The organism is Pseudomonas sp. W3I7, from assembly GCF_030816095.1.
GTDB classification, from domain to species: Bacteria; Pseudomonadota; Gammaproteobacteria; order Pseudomonadales; family Pseudomonadaceae; genus Aquipseudomonas; species Aquipseudomonas salomonii.
Window position 1 is genome coordinate 5,705,973 of sequence record NZ_JAUSXP010000001.1, and the last position, 15,100, is coordinate 5,721,072.

Below are 15,100 nucleotides of genomic sequence, written 5' to 3' on the forward strand. Positions count from 1 at the left end.
GGGGCGCGCTACGCGCCACCACGTTGCTTAACGTTACTTGTGCTTGATGAACCAAAAGAGTTCATGACGCCGAATGGCCTTGCGGAAAAACTCGTTCTCACCCCACGGCGAGACGGCCCTTCCAGCCAGCAGACGCTGTACGACTCGCCGCACCCGCCGTTTGAACGGCATCTGCGGTTGCAAGTCATGCATCATGCCCAGCGACATGGCCTTTTCACACTGCCGCTCCTCCGATACTGGCAGGCAATATGGTTGCAAAATGTAAGAGGAATCGAAGCATGGCGGCAAAGCGACACTATTGCCCGAATCCCCCATCGGCCAGCGGTCGTTGTCATGCAGGTGGTTGGCGTAGCCGAGCAAGGTAGTCGGCTGCCATTCCAGGCCCTGCAAGGCTTCCAAGACCGCTTGCTGCGCGCAGATATGGTCGGGGTGCGGATCGATCACCGGATGCGGCAACACGATGACCTCAGGACGCGCCCTCAACAGCACGGCACGCAGGTCCGCCAGCAGGTTGTTCCAGGTCGGCTGGCCGTCGGCATCGGCGGGCAGCGGGAACGGGTTGAATTGGCGAAACAGGCGAATATCGCTCAACTCGGCTTCCCGCGACGCAATGGCGCGCCCAGGCTCAGCTTTCATCGCCGCCAACTGCAGGCAAAAGTACCCGAGCTGAACGCAGTGTTCCTGCGGCACGCCAGCCCAGCGTGGCACGGCAATACTGTCCCAGGCTCGCAGCCGGCCCTTGAGGCGCGCCGCTTCAGGCTTGCCCAGGCCCATGTGCTGATAATGCTCGGCTTCGATCTCACCGGCGGTCAGCGTCACAATCCAGGGCTGTGCTGCCTGGCTGTACAGGCCAAAGGCAGCCAGTTCGGCGTCGTCGGCATGCGGTGCAATCACCATCACCCGCTGTTGACGCACATCCGGCTGGCGGAATACCGACAGCACAGGCTCACCCTGTACTCGGCAAAACCGGCCACGCAATAGCAACTGCCCAGCCAGCAAGGCTTGCGCCTGGCCGGTGAGGTTGAGGTAGCGCAGGCCGTTGACGCCGCGCTCGAACACTTGGCGGTCGCCGCCCGGCAACGCGACAGACGGGTCGATAAAACGCCCCAGCAGGTTGCTCTTGAGCCGCAGCGCGAGGACCAAGGTCTCATCACCCGCCAGCTCCAGCGCCTGGCCCAGCACCAACCGGCCTTTGTCCAGGGTCACCTTGGGCTGTTCGGTATCGGCGGCAAATTGATACTGATAGTCGTCTTTGGGCGAGTAAAACAGATGGTCGGCGAACCAGGCTTCATGGGCCACCCAGGCCAGCACCGCCAACAGCAGCGGCAACCACCAGGCCACCAGCACACCCACCGCAATCAGCACCAGCAAGCTGACCAGCAGCCCGATGCGCTTATTGCGGCGATGGCGCTTGAGCAGCGCCTGCTTGCGGCTTGTCGAGGCACTCATACGGTGAACACCGGCACGGGGTTGCACCAGCGGTCCTTGTACTCACGGTCCGCGCGGCCGAACGAAAAGCGCAGGGGCTTGCCGACTTCCCGCGCCTGTTCCCAGGCACTTTGCGTATTGAGGAAGCTCAGCACGCTGCCGGGGCTGAAGGCACGGGTTTCGGGGTCTACGCCGCCATTGATGTATTCGACGCTGACCCACTGCGGCGCTTCAACGCGATACACCAGTTGCACGGCAATCGGCGCATCGTTGAGGAAAATCACCGATCCGATCAGCCACTCACGCAGCAGCTCGATCACCTGCGCCATGTGCGCGGCACCGGTGGCCGCGAAGCCCCAGCGGCGCTGGAACAGGTCGCAGTAGATCGCCGCCAGCTCGGCGCTGGAGAAATCCTGCACCGGCCGCACCACACCGCCCGCTTCTTCCAGCAGGCGCAGTTCGCGGCGCTGGTTATAGCGAAACTTTTTCGACAGTTCTTCAGGCGTACGCGCCATGGCCAACTGTTCGGCCTGAAGCTTGATACCGGTAAAACGGTCTTCATTCAGGGCCGACAGGTAGCGCGCGCGATGGCGCAGCGGCGCCTGGGCATCGACGGCGGCGGGCAGGATCAACTCGGCGTTGCCGAGGTCGAACAAGCCTTTTTTGCCATTGCGCTTGAGCACGTCCTTGGACAACGCCAGGTCGCGCCCCCAGGTCGCAATGCAGGCTTTAAGTTCACCGCCCTGCTCCCAGGCCAAATAGCGCACCGGAATTTCGGCCAGCCCGGCCAGACGCTCGACCACCTGCGGATGGGTGGCGACACTGCCGCCAAAACGCTGCCAGGCATCGCTGTAGGTTGGCGCGTCGACGACCGACCAACCGCGCTCGCGAAAGCCTTGGAATCGATTGAGCATCAAGCCCTCGCGGTCAGTTCGGTGACAGCAGGCAACTGCCAGAAGGTATCGCGCACGGCCTGATCCGAAAACCGCTGGTGCAGGCGCTCAAGCATCATCTGGGCGCACTGCTGGTGCTGCTGACGATCCATCGCGGCCAAATGCCGAAGGCCCTGCCCCAAGTGGTCGGCATCGCCAAACGGAAACAGGATGCCCACGCCTTCAACCACTTCCCGCGCGCCGCCACACGACGTGGCGAGCAGCGGCACGCCAGCGGCCATGGCCTCCAGCAGCACCATGCCGAACGGCTCATGGTCGGAGCTGAGGGCAAAGACGTCGAATGCACGGAAATACCGGCGCGCATCCGGCACCTGGCCGAGGAACAGTACCTGTTCGGCAATGCCCAGCTCGCGGGCCAGCGACTTGAGGTCCTTCTCCAGGCGGCCGGTGCCGAGGATCGCCAACCGGCTCTGCGCCGGCAAATGCGGCAAGGCCAAGGCAAAGCCTTTGAGCAAGGTGGCTTGATCCTTGTCCGGGTGCAGGCGGCCGACATTGCCGACCACCCACTCATCCGGCGACAGCCCCAAGGCATCACGCGCCTCATCGGCTGACACCTGCAACGCTTGCATGGCCTGCACATCGATGCGGTTATACAAGGTCTGGATACGGGCCGCCGGCCAGGCCGGGAGGCAGCGGCGCATATCGTCGCGCACCGCATCGGACACACCGAGCAAGCTCAAGCGCTTGCTGAAAATCGAAGCAAACAGCTTGCGGCTGCGGCGCTGATAATCACCAAAGGCGTGATGCACGCCGATCACTGGCAGGCGTGTACCGAGCAAGGCGATGTAGATCGGCTTGAAGCGGTGGGCAATGCAGAAACTGAAGTTGCGCGATGCGGCGATCTTGCGTAATTCACGGATGGCGCCCAGCTTGAGGCCACGAATGGCCTTGGAGCTGAACTCCATGAACAGCACTTCATCAGAGGCGCAACCGGCGGCGACATCGGGGTCGGCGACCCCGGTGAGAAACACCGTGGTCACCTTGTAGCCGGTGCCTGCGAACAGGCTGGCGTACTGCCGCGCGCAGTCCAGGAACGGCCCGTCATAGCCGTGGCAGAACTGCAGGACGTGGCGTTCAGCCGACCGAGTCATAAGGGTCCACGCCGTCTTTGACGACCAGGATGTCTTCCATGATCAGGTACTGCAGGTCGGAGCCGAAGAACATGTTCAGCGCGTCGGTCGGCGAGCAGATCATCGCCTCGCCACGGCGGTTGAGCGAGGTGTTCAACGACACGCCGTTGCCGGTCAATACTTCCAGCTCTTTCATCATGTCGTAGTAACGCGGGTTGTATTCGCGCTTGAGCACCTGGGCGCGGGAGGTGCCATCTTCATGGACCACTTCCGGTACGCGGGTTTTCCACTCTTCGGACACTTCAAAGGTGAAGGTCATGAACGGCGCCGGGTGATCGACCTTGATCATCTGCGGAGCCACGGTGTCGAGCATCGACGGGCAGAAAGGCCTCCAGCGCTCGCGGAACTTGATCTGGTGGTTGATACGGTCAGCCACGCCGGTAGCGCTCGGGCAACCGATGATCGAACGACCGCCCAACGCACGCGGGCCAAACTCCATGCGGCCCTGGAACCAGGCCACCGGGTTGCCGTCGACCATGATCTTGGCGATGCGCTTGGGCATGTTTTCGATCTTGCGCCATACCGGCTTGCTTTCGTGCTTGGCGCACGCGGCAATCACGTCTTCGTTGCTGTAGGACGGGCCGAGATAGACGTGTTCCATCTTCTCCACCGGCACACCACGGGCGTGGGACACATAGGCCGCCGCGCCAACCGCGGTGCCGGCGTCGCCGGACGCCGGCTGCACGAACAGCTCTTTAACGTCATCGCGGGCAATGATCTTCTGGTTCAGCTTGACGTTCAGCGCGCAACCACCGGCGAATGCCAGCTTGCCGGTGTCCTTGAGGATGTCGCCCAGGTAGTGGTCAATCATCTGCAAGGCCAGCTTCTCGAACAGCGCCTGCATGCTGGCCGCGTAGTGGATGTACGGCTCGTCGGCGATGTCGCCTTCGCGCTTGGGACCCAGCCACTCGATCAGTTTCGGCGAGAAGTAGAACCCCTTGCCCTTCTCTTTATAACGGCGCAGGCCGATGACGTTGGCGTAGTCGGTGTTGATCACCAACTCGCCGTTTTCAAACGAGGCCAGGCGCGAGAAATCGTATTTGCTGGCGTCACCATAGGGCGCCATGCCCATGACCTTGAACTCGCCGTCGAGCATCTCGAAACCGAGGAACTCGGTGATCGCGCCGTACAGGCCGCCGAGGGAGTCCGGGTCGTAGAATTCCTTGATCTTGTGGATCTTGCCGTTTTCGCCGTAGCCGAAGAACGTGGTGGCGTACTCACCTTTGCCGTCGATGCCCAGGATCGCGGTTTTTTCCTGGAAACCCGAGCAGTGGTAGGCGCTGGAGGCGTGAGCCAGGTGGTGTTCAACCGGTTCGATCTTGATTTTCTTCGGATCGAAGCCCAGTTGCTCCAGGCACCAGACGATCTTGTTGCGGTAGCGCTTGTAGCGACGGTTGCCCATCAGGATCGCGTCAAGGGCGCGGTCCGGGGCGTACCAGTAACGCTTGGCGTAGTGCCAGCGCGCCTCACCGAACAGGCTGATCGGGGCGAACGGAATCGCCACCACGTCAACGTCGGAAGGCTTGATGCCGGCTTGTTCCAGGCAGAACTTCGCCGATTCGTAGGGCATGCGGTTCTTTGCATGTTTGTCGCGTACGAAGCGCTCTTCTTCGGCGGCCGCGATCAGCTTGCCGTCGATATACAGGGCTGCGGAAGGATCATGGCTAAGGGCGCCGGACAGGCCAAGAATCGTCAATGCCACTGGGGTCTAGCCTCTTTTAGTCTGCATGCAGGCGGGTTGCGCCTGAAAAAAGTGTGCCTCCCGCCTGAGCGAGAAACAGCTAAAGGGCGGGATTATAGCGTAAAAGAGGTAGGAAGCTGTTAGCTGCGAGGGACTAGCGCAGCTCAATGCTGCCATCGACATTTTGCTGGTAGATCGTGTAGGGCAAGATGAGCGTATCCAGAACAGCGGAGACAGGCACATCGATAAACGCCCATGGCACGTCGTTCAACACGATCCCGCTTGCGGAATTCGGCGGCCCATGCAGCACGCAGAGATCATAGGCCACCCCGCTGTAGATACGCGGAACAGACTGACAATAGGTTTTTTTCGCCTTGAGCGTTCGAACCGTGGCGCCATCCTCACGGAACGCCGTGGTCACGGTGCCGCAGCCGCCCAGAACCAGAAACCCGCCTATCAAGACCCACAGGCCTGCTTTTTTGCCTTTCATGGTTGCCTCTAATCCTTGGAAAGGCGAGAACCTACCATCATGGCCGGCGACTGACAGATAACTCGAAGCTCAAAACGATGTAGGAATCTTCTTCTTCGGCAAAAGCAGAAGGGAGCCGTTAAACTCGCGTTTTTCTTGCGCCGACGTCTATCCCTTGCGCCGCGCCACTGATCCGGCTTCCCGATGAATACACCCCCACCCGTTCCCCTTGCCCTGCTGCTGCTCGGCTTGAGCAGCACCGTCCTGGCCGACGATGCCCCTGTGATACTCGACCCCAGCGTGGTTACCGGTTCACGCAGCGCCAGCCCGACTTTCGACCTGCCGTACTCGGTCGACAGCATCAGCCACGCGCAGATCAGCGACGGCCAGCTCGGCATCAACGCCTCCGAAGCCTTGTCCCGCGTACCGGGCCTGGTGGTGCAAAACCGCCAGAACTATGCCCAGGACCTGCAGATCTCCTCGCGCGGCTTCGGCGCGCGCTCGGCGTTTGGCGTGCGCGGCCTCAAGTTGATCGCCGACGGCATCCCGGCCAGCACCCCGGATGGCCAGGGCCAGGCAGCCACCTTCAACCTCGACACCGCCGAACGCATTGAAGTGCTGCGCGGCCCGGCCGCCACCTTGTATGGCAGCAATGCCGGCGGCGTGATCCAGATGTTTTCCCGCGACGGCGAAGGCCCGCCGCGCATCGGCGCCGAAACCCTGGTGGGCAGCGACGGCATGAGCAAGAACCACCTCACCGCCGAAGGCGCGGCGAATGGCGCAGGTTTTGTGCTCGACGCCTCACGCATGGACACCGATGGTTATCGCGACCACAGCAGCGCGCGTCGTGACCAGACCTTTGCCAAGCTCAACGTGCAGCCGGATGACGACAGCACGTTGGCGCTGATCTATAGCAGCCTGGAGCAGAACGGCACGCAGGATCCTTTGGGGCAGACCTGGGAAGCCTACAAAGCCGACCCGCGCTCGGTCGCGCCGGCTGCGCTGCAGTACAACACGCGAAAAAGCATCGATCATCAGCAATTGGGCATGAATTACGAACGCTATATCGGTGATGCGACGTTACAGGTGAACGCGTATACCGGGCGCAGGAGTGTGATTCAGTACCTGTCGATTCCGGACAAGTTCGCCAGTGGTGCGCCCAACCCGGCAAACGCTCGCGGCGGCGTGGTCGCGTTCGACCGCAAGTTCTACGGTGGCTCCGTCCACTGGCTGCAACCCATCACCAGCGCCCCCGGCGAGTTGACCCTGGTCACCGGCCTCGATTACGACCGCAGCCAGGATGACCGCCAAGGTTATTCCAACACCCTGGACGGCGTGCACGGTGTCAAAGGCGCCCTGGGCCGCGACGAACTCGACACCGCCACCAGCCTCGACCCGTTCGTGCAAGCCAACTGGCTGCTGGGCGACTGGACCCTGCAAGCCGGCCTGCGCCACAGCAGCATGAAGATGGAGGTGGACGACCACTTCACCAGCGACGGCAATGACAGTGGCAGCAAGACCTACCAGAAGAACACGCCTTCGGTCAGCGTGATGTACGCCTTCACGCCGGACCTGCATGGCTATGTGAGCGCGGGCAAAGGCTTCGAAACCCCGACCCAGGCGGAGTCGGCGTATTCGAGTAGCGCCAACGGCTTTAACTTTGCGCTCAAGCCGTCGGTCAGCAAACAGTATGAAATCGGCCTGAAAGCAAAGCTTGGCCAGGACACGCGCCTCAACGCTGCGCTATTCCAGATCACGACTGACGATGAGTTGGTCGTGCAGCAATCCAGCGGCGGTCGCACCACCTACCAAAACGCCGGTAAAACCCTGCGCCGAGGTTTCGAGCTGGGCCTGGAAAGCCAGCTCAGCGAACAGTGGAGCACTACCCTCGCCTACACCCGCCTGCAAGCGACCTACGACAGCGACTTTACCAACAGCGGCAAGGCTATCGACAAGGGCAACTACCTGCCCGGCGTGCCGCAAACCACGCTCTTCGCCGAGTTGAACTGGAAGCCCCGCGACTGGGTCAGCACCGCCCTCGAAGGCCTGTACCGCAGCAAGGTCTACGTCGAAGACACCAACCAGCAACGCGCCGCGCCGGGCTACAGCGTGTTCAACTGGCGGGCGCGCTTTGAGCAGAAGGTGGAGCACTGGACCTTTCACCAGACGGTGCGCCTGGATAACTTGCTGGATCGCCAGTATGTGGGTTCGGTGATTGTGGGGGACGGCAACTTCCGCTACTACGAAGCGGCGCCGGGAAGGTCGTGGTATGCGGGGGCTGGGGCTCAATACCAGTTCTGATTCAGGTGGCGTTTGGGGGGCCGTCATCGCGGGCAAGCCCGCTCCCACACGTGGAATGCATTCCCCTGTGGGAGCGGGCTTGCCCGCGATAAGGCTTAACCGGCGCCGCCGATCTGTTTGGGCAAACGTGCATCGATCAGCTGGTACAGCGCACTGCTCTCAGGCCAGTTACGCATAAACCGCGCGCGGTCCTTGGCGAACGCCGGCGCGAAGCTGGCGACCGAGCTGTGCTGACACATGGCGTCCAGGTCGATCAGCGCCCAGCGATCCTCGGCCCAGAACAGGTTATGGCCCTTGAAATCACCATGGCTGATGCGCTCGCGGATCAGCTCGGCGAACAAATGGTCCAGGGCCAGCAGTTCATTCTCGGGCGCATCGCCTTTCTCAACATAGGGCGCGAAGCGCTCGATGATGTCCGGCCCCGGCAAGTATTCCGTCACCAGGTAAGCCCGGCTGCGCAGCCACAAAAAGCGTTTTTCCAACACCGCCAGCGGCGTGGGCGTGGCGATGCCCAGGAACGCCAGGCGGTTGCCTTCGCGCCACGAATGCCAGGCCCGGCTGGGGCGCCAGAAGCGCTTGAGCCAATGGGCAAAACCCTTGATGTTATAGCGCTTGATCACCAGCGGCCGCCCGCCCGCTTCGACCTTGGCAACCGTGGCCGCGCCACCGGTCTTGTACACATGGCCTTGGTCGAGCAACGCGTCGGCCTGTTCCAGCACCGGCAGCATCGCCGCCTCTTCCTCGCGACGAATCGCACGCAAGGCAAAGGCGCCACGCACCACGCTGAACAGCGTGCATTCACGGCCGACCTTGTTCAGAAAGTCTTTCAAACGCCAGGCGCTGACCTTGCGCACCTGTTTTTCCAGGGCTTGCAGCGGCAAGGCATGTTCGCCGTTGCTCAGCAGGTAGTACACCAGCAGTTCTTCGGTGAACGGCTCGAGGTTTTTCGGCAACTGGGCGAAGAACACGCCAAGGTTTTCCAGCACCCGGTTGCGCGACAGCGGCTTGCCCGCCTCCTCAACACGAATCCCGGCGCCGTCAATCAGGTACAGCTTGCCGTCCTGGCGCAGCAGGTTGTCCAGGTGCAGGTCTTCTTGCCACAGGCCTTTGGCGTGCATCTGCGCAATCGCGCCCAACGCCTCGGCGAGTACGGCGGTTTGCTCGTCCGCCAGTGGCGGCAACCCTTCGACTGCCTGCCAGGCATCGGCAAGGCTTTCGGCACCTTCGATAAAGTCAAACAGCAGCCAGCCGCCCTCGCCATCCTGCAAGCCATCGGCCAGCAATTGTGGCGTGGTCAGGCCTTGCTCGGCCAGCAGGCGCACGCCGCTGAGTTCACGCTGAAAATGCCGCGCGGCCTTGCCGCCTACCAACAACTTGGCCAACACCGGGCGGCCGCGCCAGACGGCGGCGCCCACGTAGCGTTCGCCCGGCAACACGCGCAACAGGTTAAGCAGTTGCAGTTGGCCTGTGCCGGCAGCGTCCGCCAGCTCGATGGTCAGCGGCAGCTCGGGCGTGCGGCCGGCTTTTTTCAGTTCGGACAAGCGCATCAACGCTTCTCCTTGTGGCTGCGCCGGGCCGTCAGGCGCTCGAACCAGGCGCCCACCAGCGCACTGTCTTCAGGCTGGTCCAGATACGCCGCCAGCAGTTGCCGCACTTGCGCATCCGACCACTGCGGCGCGCGGCGCAGCAATGGCTCCAGGTCCTTGACCCGATCACGCCGGCCGAACAACAGCGGGCGGGTTTTCTCCAGGTCGATCAACTGCGCGGCATAACCGTCTCCGAGCGGTTGCAGGAAAATATGCTTGGGGTAAAAACAGCCATGCACCTGACCGACGCTGTGCAGGTGGCGCGCCAGCTGCCCACAGGCCAGCAGGATCGCACGGTGCTGGGCATCGCTCAGTTGCGGCCATTGCTCGAGCAATGAGTCCAGGTCGTTCCAGCCGTCCAGGGCGCGGGTCAGCAGCATCGCGCGGCGCTCGCCTTCAACCTTGCGCTCACCGAAAAACGCTGCCTGCAACGCCGGAATACCCAGCTGCCGGTAGCGGCTGATATTACGAAACTCGCGGGCAAAGGTCGGCTCGCCGAACGGCTTGCTGAGCGTGCGCGTCAGGTAGTTGCTCTGGCGCTTGAGGTAGTAACCCTGGCCTTCAAGCTCCAGGCGAAACACGCTGCTCCAGCCGCCGTCGCTGGTATTGGGTTCATCCACCGCGTCCAGTTGCCTGGCCCACAGCGCATCGAAGTCAGCCAGGCCGTGACGCGCAAGCAATGCGCGATCATCGGCCGCCAGAAAATCAGTCATTCGCGCCCCTCGAAAAACTTCACCACGTGCCGGATTCGCTGTTTGTCCGAAGCCGTCAGGTGTGTGCGTTGGCGGTATTGCAGGTAGAAGCGCAGGCGCTGGGTGGCCGACAAGTGATACTTGGCGACTTTATCCAGGCAGGCCAGGTCCTTGGTAATACGGTACTTGAGCCAGAAACCGCGCCAGAAATCGCCGTTGGGGCAATCGATCAGGTACAGCGTGCGGTTATCGTCAACCAGCAGGTTGCGCCACTTCAAGTCGTTATGGGTAAAACGGTGCTCGTGCATCGTGCGCGTGTATTCGGCGAGCTGGCGGCTGATCACATTGACCCACTGGGGGTCTTTCAAGCACGGATCGTTACGATCGGCCAGCACCGACAGGTCTTCGGTCTTGGGCAACTCGCGGGTAATCATCGCCCCGCGCGCATAGGCCAAACCCTTGCGCTCAAGGCCCCAGGCCACCACGTCGGCGGTGGGAATCCCCCACTTGGCGAAGCGCTTGAGGTTCTGCCATTCGGACTTCACCCGAGGTTTGCCCAGGTAACGGCGCAGGCCCTTGCCGGCGCCTACGTAGCGTTTGACGTAGTAATTGACCCCGCCACGCTCCACCCGAATCACTTCCGACAAGGGGTCGCGCGTCAGTCGCTCACCCTGCAAGGCAAACACGGCCTCCAGGCTGCCAAAGTCATCCGCCAGGGCGGCGTAAGCAGGTTCCAGGTTCCAACCCGCCATCAGATCGCATCCCCCAGGCGTTGCTTGCGCGCATACAGCTTGTCGGCCTTGCGCTGCAACAAGCTCAGGGACGCCGACTGCTCGGCCAGGATCTGGCGCAGCGGCTGGCGGAAGTAGCCTTTGAGGAAGCGCAACTTGTCGCGCTGAGTCAGGCCGATGTCCAGCGCCGAGTAGTACAGCGCAGACAAGTCCTTGTCGCGCCAGCGCAGCGGCAGATGGGCGCGCAATTGGGCACGGTGCAGGTCGATCACTGAAAGCTTGATGGTGCGCGCATCGATCGGCCGGGACGTGTCCAGCAGGAAGTGGCACAGGTAGCAGTCGCGATGATTGACGCCGCCACGGTGCATGTCGCCGACCATGCGCGCCAGTTCGGCCGTGAGCGCATGGCGCAATGCCGGTGCCGGCGGCTCGGCCACCCAGTTGACGGTCAGGTCTTCCAGGCTGATGGTCGGGGCCAGTTCTTCGGTGATGATGAACGAGTGCTGGTCCGCCGGGTTGCTGCCTTTTTCACCGAAAGCCACACCGGTCATGGTCGGCACGCCGAGTGCCTGCAGGCGATGAATGGCCGACCATTCCAGGCCGGCACCCAGCACCGGCAACTTGGCAGTGATCAGGTTCTTGAAGATCTCGCCCCAACCGATGCCCCGGTGGATTTTCACGAAATACGGGCGGCCCTCCACCTCGGTACGCAAGGTGCGACGCGCCGCCAGTTCACGAAATACCTGGCCTTGCAGTTTCTCGACTTCGGCAAAGGCATCACGCCCGGCCCATAACGTCTTGAACGGTTCGGCAAGAATCAACTTCATCGTTTCGGCTCCGCCAGAATCACATCTGCCGCGTGCTGCGGCATGCTGTAGAGGTCGGCCGTCTCGGCAAAGGCCAACCCATTGCGGCCCCAGGCCGCGCGCTGTGCAGTGTCGGTGAGCATATGCATGAGGTACTGGTTGAGCTGCGCTTGTTCAAACGGCTCATCCAGCACGAGCCCGCTGTCGGCTTCGGCAATGTAGTGGGCATAACCACACACCGCCGAGACCAGCACCGGCAACCCGGCCACCAGGGCTTCGAGCAACACGGTACCGGTATTTTCGTTGTACGCCGGGTGAATCAACAGGTCGGCGCCCAGCAGGAAACGCGGGATATCGCTGCGGCCCTTGAGGAACTGCACGTTATCGCCAAGCCCCAACGTGGCGCTCTGCACTTGGAATACTTTGGGGTCGTCCTGGCCGATTACAAACAGGCGCGTGCGTTTTTTAAGTTCGGCAGGCAAAGCGGCCACGGCCTTCAGGCTGCGGTCGACGCCCTTGGTCTTGAAGCCGGAACCGATTTGCACCAGCAGCAAGTCGTCGTCACGCAGGTTGAATTCCTTGCGGAAACCTTCGCGAATTTCGGCCGCATTCGGCGGCGCGCGGCGGTCCTGGGCGATGCCCGGCGGCAGCAGGTGGAAACGCTCCAGCGGCGTGTCGTAATGCTTGATGAACAACGGTTGCTGCACTTCGGAGATCATCAACACTTCGGTCTTGGCGTCCTTGGCGAACACCGCACGCTCGTACTCGGCAAAGTGCTTGTAACGGCCAAAGCTCTTGTACAGCGAGTGGCGCAGGTTTTGCGCCTTGTCTTCAAAGCAGCCGTCGGCGGCGTAGTACACGTCCAGGCCGGGCATTTTGTTGAAGCCGATCAAACGGTCCACCGGGCGCTTGGCCAGGTCGGCTTGCATCCAGGCCAACAGTTTCTCGTTGCGCCGGTGGTTGAAGAACGCCTTGACCGGCGCCACCAGCACTTCGAAACCGGGGGGAATGTCGCCTTCCCAGATCAGCGTGTAGACCCGAATCTTATGGCCGCGCTGCTGGCACTCCAGGGCGATGCGCATGAAGTCGCGCTGCAGGCCACCGAAGGGGAAATATTTGTACAAAACAAAAGCCAGTTGCATCAGTGCAGCTCCTCAGCCAATAACAACGTGCTTAGTCGGCTTGCCACACGCTCAGGGTTCAAGCGCGTGAAGCACAGGGGCGACTCGCGCTTGATGTCGAACCGACGCAAGTCGTCGGCCGTCGGTTGATAGGTACAGGTTTTTTGCAGGCACGGCGCGCACGGGAAGTCGCTGGCCATGTGAATCTGGCCCTTGCCGTAGGCACCGGTCAGGCCCGGGTTGGTGGGGCCGAACAGGGAGATGGTCGGCACGTCCAGCGCAGCGGCCAAATGACCCAGGCCCGTGTCCACCGCCACACAGGCGCGGGCACCGGCGAGCACACGGGCGACGCCGGCCAGGTTGAGTTTGGGCAGCACTTCGGCGTTTTGCAGGCCTTGGGCCAAACGCTCGGCGCGGGCTTTTTCGGCGGCATTGCCCCATGGCAATTTCACGTCCACGCCCAGGCGGCCCATGCGTTCGGCCAGCTCACGCCAGTAGGCTTCGGGCCAGTGCTTGGTGTCCCAGGTGGTGCCGTGCAGCAGCAACACAAAGGGTTTTTTCGGCGGCAGGCCGAGCAGCTTGTCGACACTCAGGCCGTAATCGCCCAGGCCTTTGGGCAAGTCATAACCCAGCGCCACGGCGAACAGCTGGCGCAAGCGTTCTACCGCATGCTGCCCACGGGCCACGGCCAGCCGGCGCGAGTAGAAACGCGCAGCCATCGGCTCACGGGCAGAATTTTTATCAAAGCCGGCCACCGGCGCGCGCACATAGCGCGTCAGCCAGGCGCTTTTGAGCAGCCCCTGGGCATCGATCACCAAATCGTATTTGGTCGACTGCACGCTCTGTTTGAAGCGCCGCCATTCACCGCTCTTGAGGGTTTGCCAGATGTTCTTGCGCCAGCGGCGAATCGCCACCGGGATCACTTTGTCCACGGCCGGGTGCCAGGTGGGAATCTCGGCAAAGCCTTCTTCCACCACCCAGTCAAAGCGGATGCCAGGGATCGCCCGCGCCGCGTCGGTCAGTGCCGGCAAGGCGTGGATCACATCGCCCAGGGATGAGGTCTTGACTACCAATACGCGCAAACTAGCGAACCTCGACCGCAGAACCCTGCAACCGCTGCAAGGCTTCATTCACCGGCTGCGGCAGCAACTGACGCATGCAGTTGTAATGGCCAAACCGGCAGGTACGCTCAAAGCACGGGCTGCACTCCAGGCCCAGGCGCACCACTTCAACCTTATCGGCCAAAGGCGGGGTAAAACCGGGCGACGTCGAGCCATATACCGCCACCAAGGGGCGGTTCAGCGCGGCGGCCACGTGCATCAGGCCGGAGTCGTTGGACACCACCGAATCGGCGCAGGAGAGTAAATCGATAGCCTCGGCCAGTGATGTGTCGCCGCTGAGGTTCACCGCTTCTTCACGCAGGCCGGGGATCAGGCGCTGGCGAATGTCTTCGCCCACCGGGTGATCCTTCTTCGAACCAAACAGCCACACCTGCCAGCCTTCGCGAATCTTCATCTCGGCGACTTTGGCGTAGTGCTCCGACGGCCAGCGCTTGGACTCGCCAAACTCGGCGCCGGGGCACAGCGCCAGCACGGGACGGTCAAGCGCCAGGCCGAACTTGGCCAACGCCGCGTCACGGCTCACCGGATCGATCTGCAGGCTCGGGCGCGGGTACGGCGTGGGCAACTCGGCACCGGGCTCGTAGGCCAGCGCCATGAAGCGTTCGATCATCAGCGGGTAGCGCGCCTTGTCGAGGGTGCGCACGTCATTGAGCAACACGTAGCGAAACTCGCCACGCCAGCCGGTACGTTTAGGGATGCCGGCAAAGTACGGCACCAACGCCGACTTGAGCGAGTTGGGCAGCAAAATCGCCTGGTCGTACTGGCCGACCATGGATTTGCCGATGCGCCGGCGCGTCGCCAATTCGAGGGCGCCATGGCCGAGCGGGAAGCTCAAGGCCGCGTGCACCTCGGGCATGCGCTCGAGGATCGGCCGGCTCCACTCAGGGGCGAGCACGTCGATTTGGCAGTCGGGATGGCGTTGCTTGAGGCACTGAAACAGTGTCTGCGCCATCACCATGTCACCGACCCAACTAGGCCCAACGATCAGAATATTCATGTAGTTTCCACAAACGATGCGGGGAGGCTTATGCCTCCCCGCATCGACAATGATTGTAGATCGCGCTTGTTGTGGGAGCTGGCT

Annotated in this window: 13 protein-coding genes; 1 reads left to right on the plus strand and 12 read right to left on the minus strand. The window is 62.3% G+C overall.

Annotated features, from left to right (window positions below):
- Window positions 1-33: 33 nt before the first annotated feature.
- From QF043_RS26320 to QF043_RS26340, 5 genes are all read right to left on the minus strand, one after another.
- A complete protein-coding gene (locus QF043_RS26320; protein ID WP_307420729.1) occupies window positions 34-1,449 on the minus strand; it encodes a PIG-L deacetylase family protein in 1,416 nt (471 codons plus the stop codon).
- Complete coding sequence (locus tag QF043_RS26325; RefSeq protein WP_307420731.1) at window positions 1,446-2,342, minus strand: antimicrobial resistance protein Mig-14; 897 nt, start codon at window positions 2,340-2,342, stop codon at window positions 1,446-1,448. Before QF043_RS26325 ends, QF043_RS26320 begins: the two co-directional genes overlap by 4 nt.
- On the minus strand, window positions 2,342-3,472 hold the full coding sequence (locus QF043_RS26330) for a glycosyltransferase (protein WP_307420732.1): 1,131 nt from the start codon (window positions 3,470-3,472) through the stop codon (window positions 2,342-2,344). Before QF043_RS26330 ends, QF043_RS26325 begins: the two co-directional genes overlap by 1 nt.
- A complete protein-coding gene (locus tag QF043_RS26335; protein WP_017138507.1) occupies window positions 3,456-5,213 on the minus strand; it encodes a carbamoyltransferase in 1,758 nt (585 codons plus the stop codon). The genes QF043_RS26330 and QF043_RS26335 overlap by 17 nt, the downstream gene beginning before the upstream one ends.
- Before the next feature lie 133 nt (window positions 5,214-5,346).
- On the minus strand, window positions 5,347-5,682 hold the full coding sequence (locus QF043_RS26340) for a YceK/YidQ family lipoprotein (RefSeq protein WP_307420733.1): 336 nt from the start codon (window positions 5,680-5,682) through the stop codon (window positions 5,347-5,349).
- Window positions 5,683-5,865: 183 nt separating this feature from the next.
- Between QF043_RS26340 and QF043_RS26345 the strand changes: the two genes are divergently transcribed.
- The gene (locus tag QF043_RS26345) at window positions 5,866-7,962 is read left to right on the plus strand and encodes a TonB-dependent receptor (RefSeq protein WP_307420734.1); all 2,097 of its coding nucleotides are present in this window, start codon (window positions 5,866-5,868) and stop codon (window positions 7,960-7,962) included.
- A gap of 95 nt (window positions 7,963-8,057) precedes the next feature.
- Here the strand turns inward: QF043_RS26345 and QF043_RS26350 are convergent, their stop codons facing one another.
- Genes QF043_RS26350 through waaF form a run of 7 tightly spaced genes read right to left on the minus strand, consistent with a single transcriptional unit; the run spans window position 8,058 to window position 15,016 of the window.
- Window positions 8,058-9,509: a lipopolysaccharide kinase InaA family protein gene (locus QF043_RS26350; RefSeq protein ID WP_307420735.1), complete on the minus strand. Its 1,452-nt coding sequence runs from the start codon at window positions 9,507-9,509 to the stop codon at window positions 8,058-8,060.
- Entirely contained in the window at window positions 9,509-10,261 is a 753-nt protein-coding gene (locus QF043_RS26355; protein WP_056860565.1) for a lipopolysaccharide kinase InaA family protein, read from the minus strand. Before QF043_RS26355 ends, QF043_RS26350 begins: the two co-directional genes overlap by 1 nt.
- Window positions 10,258-10,992 carry a lipopolysaccharide kinase InaA family protein gene (locus tag QF043_RS26360; protein WP_058422407.1) on the minus strand — a complete coding sequence of 245 codons (735 nt, stop codon included), beginning with the start codon at window positions 10,990-10,992 and terminating at the stop codon, window positions 10,258-10,260. Before QF043_RS26360 ends, QF043_RS26355 begins: the two co-directional genes overlap by 4 nt.
- Window positions 10,992-11,798, minus strand: a complete 807-nt coding sequence (gene rfaP / locus QF043_RS26365) for a lipopolysaccharide core heptose(I) kinase RfaP (protein WP_307420736.1) — start codon at window positions 11,796-11,798, stop codon at window positions 10,992-10,994. Before rfaP ends, QF043_RS26360 begins: the two co-directional genes overlap by 1 nt.
- Window positions 11,795-12,919, minus strand: coding sequence for a glycosyltransferase family 4 protein (locus tag QF043_RS26370; protein ID WP_307420737.1), 1,125 nt, complete (start codon window positions 12,917-12,919; stop codon window positions 11,795-11,797). Before QF043_RS26370 ends, rfaP begins: the two co-directional genes overlap by 4 nt.
- Entirely contained in the window at window positions 12,919-13,980 is a 1,062-nt protein-coding gene (gene waaC / locus QF043_RS26375) for a lipopolysaccharide heptosyltransferase I (RefSeq protein WP_307420738.1), read from the minus strand. Before waaC ends, QF043_RS26370 begins: the two co-directional genes overlap by 1 nt.
- A 1-nt stretch (window position 13,981) precedes the next feature.
- Window positions 13,982-15,016, minus strand: a complete 1,035-nt coding sequence (gene waaF / locus QF043_RS26380; protein WP_307420739.1) for a lipopolysaccharide heptosyltransferase II — start codon at window positions 15,014-15,016, stop codon at window positions 13,982-13,984.
- Window positions 15,017-15,100 lie beyond the last annotated feature (84 nt).

What these genes read in the sequence shown, in the direction of transcription:
- QF043_RS26320 (WP_307420729.1), bottom strand. Translation starts at nt 1,449, where the DNA reads ATGAGTGCCTCGACAAGCCGCAAGCAGGCGCTGCTCAAGCGCCATCGC.
- QF043_RS26325 (WP_307420731.1), bottom strand. Translation starts at nt 2,342, where the DNA reads ATGCTCAATCGATTCCAAGGCTTTCGCGAGCGCGGTTGGTCGGTCGTC.
- QF043_RS26330 (WP_307420732.1), bottom strand. Translation starts at nt 3,472, where the DNA reads ATGACTCGGTCGGCTGAACGCCACGTCCTGCAGTTCTGCCACGGCTAT.
- QF043_RS26340 (WP_307420733.1), bottom strand. Translation starts at nt 5,682, where the DNA reads ATGAAAGGCAAAAAAGCAGGCCTGTGGGTCTTGATAGGCGGGTTTCTG.
- QF043_RS26345 (WP_307420734.1), top strand. Translation starts at nt 5,866, where the DNA reads ATGAATACACCCCCACCCGTTCCCCTTGCCCTGCTGCTGCTCGGCTTG.
- QF043_RS26350 (WP_307420735.1), bottom strand. Translation starts at nt 9,509, where the DNA reads ATGCGCTTGTCCGAACTGAAAAAAGCCGGCCGCACGCCCGAGCTGCCG.
- QF043_RS26355 (WP_056860565.1), bottom strand. Translation starts at nt 10,261, where the DNA reads ATGACTGATTTTCTGGCGGCCGATGATCGCGCATTGCTTGCGCGTCAC.
- QF043_RS26360 (WP_058422407.1), bottom strand. Translation starts at nt 10,992, where the DNA reads ATGGCGGGTTGGAACCTGGAACCTGCTTACGCCGCCCTGGCGGATGAC.
- rfaP (WP_307420736.1), bottom strand. Translation starts at nt 11,798, where the DNA reads ATGAAGTTGATTCTTGCCGAACCGTTCAAGACGTTATGGGCCGGGCGT.
- QF043_RS26370 (WP_307420737.1), bottom strand. Translation starts at nt 12,919, where the DNA reads ATGCAACTGGCTTTTGTTTTGTACAAATATTTCCCCTTCGGTGGCCTG.
- waaF (WP_307420739.1), bottom strand. Translation starts at nt 15,016, where the DNA reads ATGAATATTCTGATCGTTGGGCCTAGTTGGGTCGGTGACATGGTGATG.